Origin of the sequence: Pontibacter sp. BAB1700, assembly GCF_000277005.1 — a bacterium.
In the GTDB taxonomy this organism is placed as follows: Bacteria; Bacteroidota; Bacteroidia; order Cytophagales; family Hymenobacteraceae; genus Pontibacter; species Pontibacter lucknowensis.
Map to the genome: position 1 here is coordinate 1 of NZ_AKIS01000110.1, position 9,169 is coordinate 9,169.

7 protein-coding genes and 1 pseudogene are annotated in these 9,169 nt (G+C 48.0%); 1 reads left to right on the plus strand and 7 read right to left on the minus strand.

Annotation, left to right across the window (positions count from 1 at the left end):
- Together O71_RS13295 and O71_RS13300 are read right to left on the minus strand one after the other, a co-directional pair.
- A partial coding sequence (locus O71_RS13295; RefSeq protein WP_007657608.1) for an aminodeoxychorismate/anthranilate synthase component II occupies positions 1–425 on the minus strand: 425 nt, incomplete at its 3' end.
- A gap of 1 nt (position 426) precedes the next feature.
- Entirely contained in the window at positions 427–1,836 is a 1,410-nt protein-coding gene (locus tag O71_RS13300) for an anthranilate synthase component I family protein (protein ID WP_007657610.1), read from the minus strand.
- A 572-nt stretch (positions 1,837–2,408) separates the two neighbouring features.
- Here O71_RS13300 and O71_RS13305 point away from each other — a divergent pair.
- Positions 2,409–2,816, plus strand: a complete 408-nt coding sequence (locus O71_RS13305) for a hypothetical protein (protein WP_007657612.1) — start codon at positions 2,409–2,411, stop codon at positions 2,814–2,816.
- Positions 2,817–2,904: 88 nt separating this feature from the next.
- Here O71_RS13305 and hisB read toward each other — a convergent pair whose 3' ends face one another.
- The 5 genes and pseudogenes from hisB to O71_RS13330 form a co-directional block, all read right to left on the minus strand.
- Complete coding sequence (hisB, locus tag O71_RS13310; protein ID WP_007657614.1) at positions 2,905–3,999, minus strand: bifunctional histidinol-phosphatase/imidazoleglycerol-phosphate dehydratase HisB; 1,095 nt, start codon at positions 3,997–3,999, stop codon at positions 2,905–2,907.
- Positions 4,000–4,016: 17 nt separating this feature from the next.
- Positions 4,017–5,063, minus strand: a complete 1,047-nt coding sequence (hisC, locus tag O71_RS13315) for a histidinol-phosphate transaminase (protein WP_007657619.1) — start codon at positions 5,061–5,063, stop codon at positions 4,017–4,019.
- On the minus strand, positions 5,056–6,345 hold the full coding sequence (gene hisD / locus O71_RS13320; protein WP_007657620.1) for a histidinol dehydrogenase: 1,290 nt from the start codon (positions 6,343–6,345) through the stop codon (positions 5,056–5,058). Before hisD ends, hisC begins: the two co-directional genes overlap by 8 nt.
- Positions 6,345–7,194: pseudogene (gene hisG, locus O71_RS13325) on the minus strand (ATP phosphoribosyltransferase). The gene hisD and the pseudogene hisG overlap by 1 nt, the downstream one beginning before the upstream one ends.
- A gap of 365 nt (positions 7,195–7,559) precedes the next feature.
- Positions 7,560–9,047 carry an MBG domain-containing protein gene (locus tag O71_RS13330; protein WP_007657621.1) on the minus strand — a complete coding sequence of 496 codons (1,488 nt, stop codon included), beginning with the start codon at positions 9,045–9,047 and terminating at the stop codon, positions 7,560–7,562.
- Positions 9,048–9,169 lie beyond the last annotated feature (122 nt).

Here is a 9,169-nt window from a genome sequence, read left to right on the forward strand (position 1 = left end):
ACCAGACACTCCGGTAAGTTGTGCTCTACCAGCCAAGAGTGGTAGCGACCCGTATTGAATTGCTGCGGGAGGTTTCGGAAGAGGACTTCTTCTTCGCATTTCACTTCAACAGGGGTAGCAATGCCGTGCCATACCTCGTTGCTGTTAAACAGTTTACCGCCGTATACCTCACCTATTGCCTGATGTCCGAGACATACCCCGAACAGACTTTTAGTTGCTCCAAACTCACGGATGATCTCCTTCAGCATACCTGCCTCGTCCGGTATACCTGGTCCCGGCGACAGCATGATCTTGTCAAATTGTGACACTTCTTCTAAGCTTGTCTTATCGTTTCGTCGCACGGTCACTTCAGCACCCATTTCCTGCAACAAGTGCACTAGGTTGTAGGTGAACGAATCGTAATTGTCGATTACCAGAACTTTCATGTTAATTGATCTCCTGTGCTAAGGTGAGGGCTTTGCGCAAAGCCATTAGTTTATTGTCCACTTCCTGCAATTCGCTATTGTCGTCAGAGGCCGCCACAATGCCGGCACCGGCCTGGTAGAAGAGTTTGTAGTCTTTACTCAGGAAGGAGCGGATCATGATGGCGCTGTTGAAATTGCCGTTGAAGTCCATGAAGCCGATGCAGCCTCCGTAGAAAGCGCGGTTGGTGGTTTCGTACTGATCGATCAGCTGCATAGCCTTGTATTTGGGAGCGCCTGAAAGCGTACCGGCCGGGAAGGTGCTGGCTACCATCTGCAGCGAGTCTTTTTGATCGTGTAGTTGCCCTGATACTTTAGACACTAGGTGAATCACGTGCGAGTAAAACTGAATTTCACGGAACGTTTCGACCTCCACGCTGTGGCCGTTGCGGCTCAGGTCGTTGCGGGCCAGATCCACTAACATCACGTGCTCGGCGTTCTCCTTCGGATCGGCCAGAAGCTTTTCAGCCAGAGCGGCATCGGCGGCATCATCGCCGGTTCGGCGGAACGTGCCCGCAATCGGGAAAATGCTGGCTTTGCCGTCTTTGATCACCAACTGCGCCTCGGGCGAGGAGCCAAAGATCTTGAAGTTGCCGTAATCGAAGTAGAACAAGTATGGCGATGGGTTAACAGAACGCAGTGCTCGGTACACGTTAAAGTCATCGCCCTGAAAAGCCTGCTCAAAACGGCGGGAAAGCACCAGTTGGAAAACATCGCCTCGGAAACAGTGCTCCTTCGCCCGCTTGATGTTATGCAAAAATGCCTCCCGGCCAATGTTGCAAGCCTCCTCGCCTATAGACTTAAAGGTATAGCTCGGAATGTTGCGGCTATTGAGCAAGGCTTCGAGTTGCGCTATACCGCTCTTGTCTTTCTCTCCGTAAGAATGCGAGAAAATATAAGCTTCGTTGGTGAAGTGGTTGATCGCAATAATGTAGCGGTACACGGCATAATAAAGATCCGGCATCTGTTGGCGGTCGCTGCGCAACTCCAAGTCAATGTCCTCGAAATAGCGCACGGCATCATAGTTCATGTAGCCAAACAAACCATTGCTGATAAAGTTGAAGCTATTTTGCTCCGGCTCAAACCTGCTGGCAAACTCCGATAGTCGGGCAGGTATATTTAAGTCTCTGGTGATGGTAGTCTGCAGCGTGCGACCATCCGGAAAAATTTCAGTCAACACTTCATTCTCCGCCTTGATACTCGCCATCGGGCTGCAACAGATATAGGAGAAGCTGTTCTCCGCTCCATGGTAGTCAGAGCTCTCGAGTAAGATACTATTCGGAAAGCGGTCGCGCAGCTTCAGGTATACACTTACCGGCGTAAGTGTGTCGGCCAGTAGGCGCTTGTGCGTTGTCGTAATCTTATACTTTATCATCTTTCGGGTAGGGTTAAAAACAAAAAAAGCCTGCTGTTCAGGTGAACAGCAGGCTTTTATACCTTTGGCTATAGATTGTATTAGCTTCTTACATACAACATAGCGGGTCTGTTCACGATACCTTGCGTAACGTGCCACCACCATGCAGAATGAAGAAGATTTTGGATCATGTTCTCTTAAAAAGGGGTAAAAACAGCTCAACCCTCTGCTGCAAAGGTAAAGGCTAAACTGAGGAATGCAAATTCTTTTGTAATATATTTTAAATAAATGACCAGGGATTCATGACTTCTTTTTCATAACAAAAGCTGTGTGTTGCCAGTATAAAATCTAAGCAACTGACTTTGGGATAAATGTTTCCATAATTGGGAATTTGATCGGGATTCACAGGAATGTTCTCTTTTACTTACCTGTTGTTTACCAAGCATTTAAGACAACTTACAAAACCAACAGCGATTAGGTCTGATTTTTGAGAAGTCTTTAACTCGCCAGCATTTATTTACCTGGTCCCACTGGTTTGCGACTTAATCAGTGTGAACAAGACCTGTAAAGCTGAATGTACTTGAAATAGCTGTATGAAACTGGTTCGAAACGAAATTTTACATAGGCAAAGCAATATTCTGATAGAATTCAACCACGCAGAAGGTTGGCTCTATGTGAATTGGCGTGGGTACCAGAACTATGACACAGTGGTAGAAGGTTGTGAGAAAATTCTTGAGTTTCTGTTGGAAACCAACTGTACCAAGGTGCTGAATGATAACACAAACGTGGAAGGAATCTGGTCAGGCGCATCCAAATGGGTGGGCCAGGATTGGCTTCCAAGGATGCAGGCTGCCGGGCTGGAATGCTTTGCCTGGGTATATTCCCCTAGCGCCTTTAGCAGACTTTCGGCTGACAAATCTTTGCAGCATACGCAAGACCTGAGCTTTATAAAGACATTTGATGATATAGAGGCAGCCAGCGACTGGTTGCGCGCCTGCTGAACAACAACCAACCGCTAGATCAACCAGATAAAAAAGGCTGACTGTTTTTATTACAGTCAGCCCTTTTTGTTAAAGCAAATGCTCTTTCCTATAGCGTTCCCTTTGTGCTAGGTATAGAGTTATCCTGTGGATTGCGTTTCACTGCCATCTGAATCGCTTTTGCGAACGCCTTAAAGATCGCTTCGATCTTATGGTGTTCGTTCTGACCCTCTGCTTTTACATTGAGGTTGCATTTAGACGTGTCGCTGAACGACTTAAAGAAATGGAAGAACATTTCGGTCGGCATATCCCCTACTTTTTCGCGCTTAAATTCAGCTTCCCAAACCGTCCAGGGTCTGCCGCTAAAATCTATGGCAACCTGTGCCAGCACATCATCCATCGGTAGCAAAAAGCCATAACGGCTAATGCCTTTTTTATCGCCCAGAGCTGCCAAGAAAGCTTCCCCCAAAGCTAGTCCCGTATCCTCTATCGTATGGTGCTCGTCGATGTGCAGGTCGCCTTTTACCTGTATGTTCAGGTCCAGTTTACCGTGCTTGGCCAGCTGCTCCAGCATATGGTCAAAAAAGCCGAGTCCGGTATGGATGTTCATCTGCCCTGCTCCATCCAGGTTGAGGTCAATGGCAATGTCCGTCTCGTTTGTTTGGCGTCTGATTGTAGCGCGTCGGGCGGGTAGTTTTAGGAAGGTATAGATTTCGTCCCAGTCATCCGTGCTCAAGGCTACTCCTTCTACCTTTTGCTCCCCGATAAAGATAGCCTTGGCACCCAGGTTTTTAGCCAGCTGCACGTCCGTTAGCCTGTCGCCTATTACATAAGAGTTCTCCAGGTCATATTCTCCGGACAGGTATTTTTTCATCATCCCTATACCTGGCTTGCGGGTTTCAAGCCCTTCATGCTCAAAGCTGCGATCAATCAGGATATCGGCAAATGCTATACCTTCCCCTTTCAGAATGTCGAGCATTTTATTCTGATAAGGCCAAAAGGTATCCTCCGGATAAGAGTCTGTACCGAGCCCGTCCTGGTTGGTGACCATCACCAATTCGTAATCCAGCTCTGTATAAATCTTATATAAATTACGAATCACTTTGGGCAGGAACTCAAACTTCTCGAAGGAGTCCACCTGGAAATCCGTTTTCGGCTCAACGAGTATGGTGCCGTCACGGTCTATAAACAATGCTTTTTTCATTTCTATTAATGTATCGCCTATTTAAAATTAGCTATGGCCTGAAATAGTTGTTGGTTTTCATCTACAGTACCGACGGATATGCGCAGGCAGCCTTCGCAGCCTGGCAGACTGGAACGGTTGCGCACCACAATGCCCTGCTCCAGCAGATAGTTGTACAATCGGTTGGCATCCTTTACCTTCACCAGCAGGAAGTTGGAATCTGATGGGTATACCTTCTCAACGGCATTCAGCGACGGGAGTGCCTGCACCAGCATTTCCCTTTCCTGCACAATCTCCTCGATCATATAAGCCAGTTGCTCGGTCTGCTCCAGCGCTTTTAGTGCCAGCTCCTGGGTGGCTTCATTTATATTATAAGGCGGCTTGATCTTATCGAGCAGCGCAATGATCTCCTCTGAAGCAAATGCCATACCTAATCGCAATCCTGCCATACCCCAGGCTTTGGAGAAAGTCTGCAGAATTACCAGGTTAGGGTACTCAGCTAGTCGGGTAGACCAACTTGGAACATCCGCGAAATCGATGTAGGCTTCATCCACCACCACTAGACCGTCAAAATTATCCAGCAAGGTTTCGATGCTCTCCGGCTCGATCAGGTTACCAGTCGGGTTGTTAGGCGAGCAGACAAAGATCAGCTTGGTCGTATCTTTTACCTGGCGCAGCACTTCCAATACCGGGATCTGAAAGTCAGGCGTCAACTGCACAGCATCCAGCTGCACCTCGTTCAGGTTGGCAGATACCTCATACATACCGTAAGTAGGCGGCAGATGTAGCATACTGTCCTGCCCCGGTTGACACACCATGCGGAACAACAGGTCAATCGCTTCATCAGAGCCGTTGCCCAGGAAAATCTGCTTGGGTGACAAGCCTTTAATGTCAGCTATCTTCTCTTTCAGCTTTTTCTGATGCGGGTCGGGGTAACGATTATACCCTTCCCCTGCCAGACTGCCCAAGTTGTTCTCATTTGCGTCGATAAAGACACTGGCTGCACCTTTAAACTCATCGCGGGCCGAGGAGTAAGCTTTCATTTTGAGTACGTTCGGGCGTACAATATTCTCCAGGTTAAACATTCTGCACCTCCTTCAATCTGATACTTACCGCGTTTTTGTGCGCCTCCAGTCCTTCAGCGGCGGCCATTACTTCAATGGCTTTTCCGATGTTCTGCAATCCTGCCGGTGTGATGTGCTGGAAAGTGATTTTCTTGACAAAACTATCGAGCGACACCCCACTGTAGGCGCGGGCATAGCCATTGGTAGGCAAGGTGTGGTTTGTGCCGGAGGCATAGTCACCGGCCGACTCCGGACTGTAGTTGCCCAGAAACACCGAACCGGCATTGGTGATCTTATCCAGCACTTCTTCAAAATTTTGGATAGAAAGGATCAGGTGCTCTGGTGCATAAAGGTTCGAAAAGCGCAGCATTTCTTCTACATTGCTGAGCAGAATACCTAAGCTGTTCTCCAATGCTTTGGCTGCAAATTCTTTGCGCGGCAAGTTGCTCAACTGTACCTGTAGCTCCTGCTCTACCCTGTTTAGCATTTCGGCAGATGTCGTCAGCAGCACTACCTGCGAATCAGCACCATGCTCTGCCTGTGACAGCAGATCAGCTGCCACAAAAGCCGGATTGGCTGAGTCATCCGCCATCACCAGCACCTCAGATGGTCCGGCCGGCAAGTCGATGGCCACGCCCGTCTTGCTGAGCATCTGCTTCGCCACCGTCACATACTGGTTTCCTGGACCAAAGATCTTGTTCACAGCGGGTATAGACTCCGTGCCAAATGCCATGGCCGCAACAGCCTGTGCTCCACCTACTTTAGCGATCTTGTCTATACCTAGCAGCGAAGCCGTGTAGCGTATTGCCGGGTGAATGCTTCCACTTTTTGAGGGAGGCGTACAGAGTATAATTTCCTTGCAACCTGCCAATCGGGCGGGCACACCCAGCATCAGCAAAGTTGAGAATAAAGGCGCAGTACCTCCAGGTATGTACAAGCCAACCAGGTCAATGGCCACACTTTTTCGCCAGCAAGTCACACCGGGCATCGTCTCTACCTGCTTCGGCTGCTCTGCCTGCTGCGCGTGAAAAAGCTGAATATTACTGTAGGCCTGCAAAATAGCCTCTTTCAGCTCAGGTGATAATTCACTTTCTGCCGCCGCGATTTCCTCCTGAGAAGCAAAAAGGCTATCCAGTTTTACGCCGTCATACTTCTGTGTCAGTTCCAGCAAAGCGGCATCGCCTTGTTCTTGTACCAGCCTGAAAGTATGGGCTATACCTGCTTCCAGATCCTCAAAATTCTGCGTCGGCCGCTTTACCAGCTCCTTCCAATCGGCTTGAGCTGGATATTCTATTTTGCGCATCATACGATCATCTTTTCAATAGGAACTACCAATATGCCTGTGCTCCGGCATCTTTCAGCTTCTCAATGATCTCCCAGAAATCATCCTCGTTCACAACAGAGTGCAGTGAGCTCCAGCCTTCTTCGGCCAGCGGCAGAATGGAGGGTGATTTAGCGCCCGGCAACAACTGGCTGATCTCGGCAATTTTGTCGTTCGGGGCATTCAGCAAGATATACTTGGCTTTCTGGGCACGTTGCACGGCGTGGATGCGGAACAGCAGATTATTCAGGATCTCCTGCTTCTCAGCATTTAGCCCACCATTTGCAATCAGAACCGCCTGCGATTTGAACACGCGCTCCACTTCACGCAAACCATTGCTGATCAAAGTACTGCCCGAACTCACAATATCGCAGATAGCATCAGCCAGCCGATGCTGGGAGCAATTTCAACAGAGCCGCTGATGGTATGGATGTGGGCCTGCACCCCTTTTTCGTCGAGGTATGCCTGCAGCAAGTTGGGATAGGATGTCGCAATGTTCTTACCCTGCAGGTCGCTGATGTCTTCGTACGGATCACCCTTTGGCACAGCCAGCGACAAACGGCACTTCGAGAAACCAAGCTGCTCTACAGCCAGGTGCTGCATGCCTTCCTCTACCAGCACATTCTCTCCTACGATTCCGATATCGGCAACACCGTCGGCAACATAGCCAGGTATATCATCATCGCGCAGGTATAGGATCTCGAGCGGGAAATTGGTGGATTCAGTTTTGAGCTTTAGAGAGCTGGTTATGAAAGAGATACCGCACTCACGGATCAGTTTAAGCGAGTCTTCACTCAGCCTACCGGATTTCTGGATTGCTAAACGTAGCATATATATTGAATGGATTAAATAGGTACAAATAAGAATAACCTTGCTGCCGGCAAAGTATAATAAGGGTACGATGACCCTACAGGGGGCTATATGGTGCTATTATTCCTCTTACGAGGAATGATGGAAATGATGATGATGCGCAGCAGAACCACAGGCAACAGGAGCTGCCGTGATAGAGGAAATAATGATATGTAGCGTGGTTTTGCTCATCTGCTGCTGCAAAGGTACAGTTGATTTTGGTTTATACAAATTAGTGCCAAAATTGTTTTTCCTATCGCATAATTTGGCCCTTAAATAAAAAGGCACCCGTCAGTTACGACAAGTGCCTTTTTATTTAAGGGCCATAAGACCCTGCAATCGTCAGCTTACTTCTTGAGGATCATCTTAATGGTCTGTGCTTTAGAGCCAGTGATCAGACGGGCCAAGTACACGCCTTCTGCCAGGTTACGGGCATCCAGTTCATACTCGTATACCTGTCCGGCCTCCGCCTTACCCGTAGCCACTTTCTTGATCAACGAACCTCTCACATCGTACACTTCCAGCGCAAACTGCTCTTCTGTATCGAAAGCAAAGCGAATCGTCGTGCGATCAGAGAAAGCGTTCGGATAGTTGTCGAAGCGGGCTGAAGACAAGCCTTCCAGTTGGTCAGCAGCTTCGAGTTTTTTGCCGCCTGGGCTAGCCGCAACTGCTTTGTTCTCGTGGATTACGATGGAACCGCCACCGAGGATAGTTAAGTCACTAAGATCAGCATTTTCATCTGTATCTCTAGCATTGTCATAAACCACATTGCTGCCATTCCAGATTTTAATTCTGAACTTATCATTACCTCCACCACCACTCACTTGGCCGTCAGTAGCAACCACCATGAAGTTATAAGTTCCAGCATGACCAGCAATCGTACCAGTACCTTTGTAAGTTGCTTTAGCACCAGAAATTACAAGTGAACCTGCATCATGAGCTGAGCTCTTGAAGTTGATACCACCTGCCTGGAACTGGAATTCGGTATTACCTTCTACTTCGTTCTTGCCTTTTTTATATTTGGCAACAAATCCGAAGTTAGCTTTGCCGACTGCATCAGAACCAGCTAAAGCTCCAGTAGGAGAATTGATCCAGCCGCCGCCAGTAATGAAGCCACCTTCTGGGTCGTATACTGAGATGAATACAGGTTCTGTTGTCAACAATTCGCCAACAGCATTATGATACTGAAGTACGAGTTTGTGAACACCAGGAACACTTGGAACAATTGCAGAGCCAGTGATGCTAGTTGCAGTTTTCACACCGTCAGTATTATCAATAAAACCCCACACCCACACCGGGTTATTCACAATACCAGTGTAGTTTGCAACTACTTCAACTTTTGTGCTGTACTGCACAGGCGCTGGGTTAACTATCACCACTGTAGGGATGGCATGGATAGTTAAGTTTGCTCCAACATAAGTCAGATTGTAATTGCTTCCAGCAGTTAAAGTGCCTTGCTCGATTGCGTATGTACCTACAGCTTCGCCAGGTTCTCTAATTAATTTCCCAGTGAAACTATCATTACCAACTAATGCTGGGCTGAAGGTATACGTTAGCGCTGGATCAGTTTTGTCAAACATTTTCTCTTTGGCATCTGCTGTAACAGTAATGGCCTTCTGAGTAATAGTAAGATTTGCTGAAATATAGGTAAGGGTATAGTTAGTACCTGCTGTTAGGGTATTCTGCTCAATTGCATAAACTCCTACATCTTCACCTGCTACTCTCTTTAAATTACCGCTGAAGTTCTCACCTGCTACAAGTTCACCAACTGCTACATTATAAGTAAGATTAGGGTCGCTATCTCCATATACTTTGCTTTTCGTAACAGCAGCCACCGTAATTGCTCTTGTTCTGATGTCAGCGCTAGCAGTAGCGGTAGTGTTGGCCGTGTAGTTGCGGCGTCAGCGCCGGACTTGCTCACAGAGGCAGTTACTTCCTTGCCAGTGCCAACGTTCTT

What these genes read in the sequence shown, in the direction of transcription:
- O71_RS13300 (WP_007657610.1), bottom strand. Translation starts at nt 1,836, where the DNA reads ATGATAAAGTATAAGATTACGACAACGCACAAGCGCCTACTGGCCGAC.
- hisD (WP_007657620.1), bottom strand. Translation starts at nt 6,345, where the DNA reads ATGCGCAAAATAGAATATCCAGCTCAAGCCGATTGGAAGGAGCTGGTA.
- hisB (WP_007657614.1), bottom strand. Translation starts at nt 3,999, where the DNA reads ATGAAAAAAGCATTGTTTATAGACCGTGACGGCACCATACTCGTTGAG.
- O71_RS13305 (WP_007657612.1), top strand. Translation starts at nt 2,409, where the DNA reads ATGAAACTGGTTCGAAACGAAATTTTACATAGGCAAAGCAATATTCTG.
- hisC (WP_007657619.1), bottom strand. Translation starts at nt 5,063, where the DNA reads ATGTTTAACCTGGAGAATATTGTACGCCCGAACGTACTCAAAATGAAA.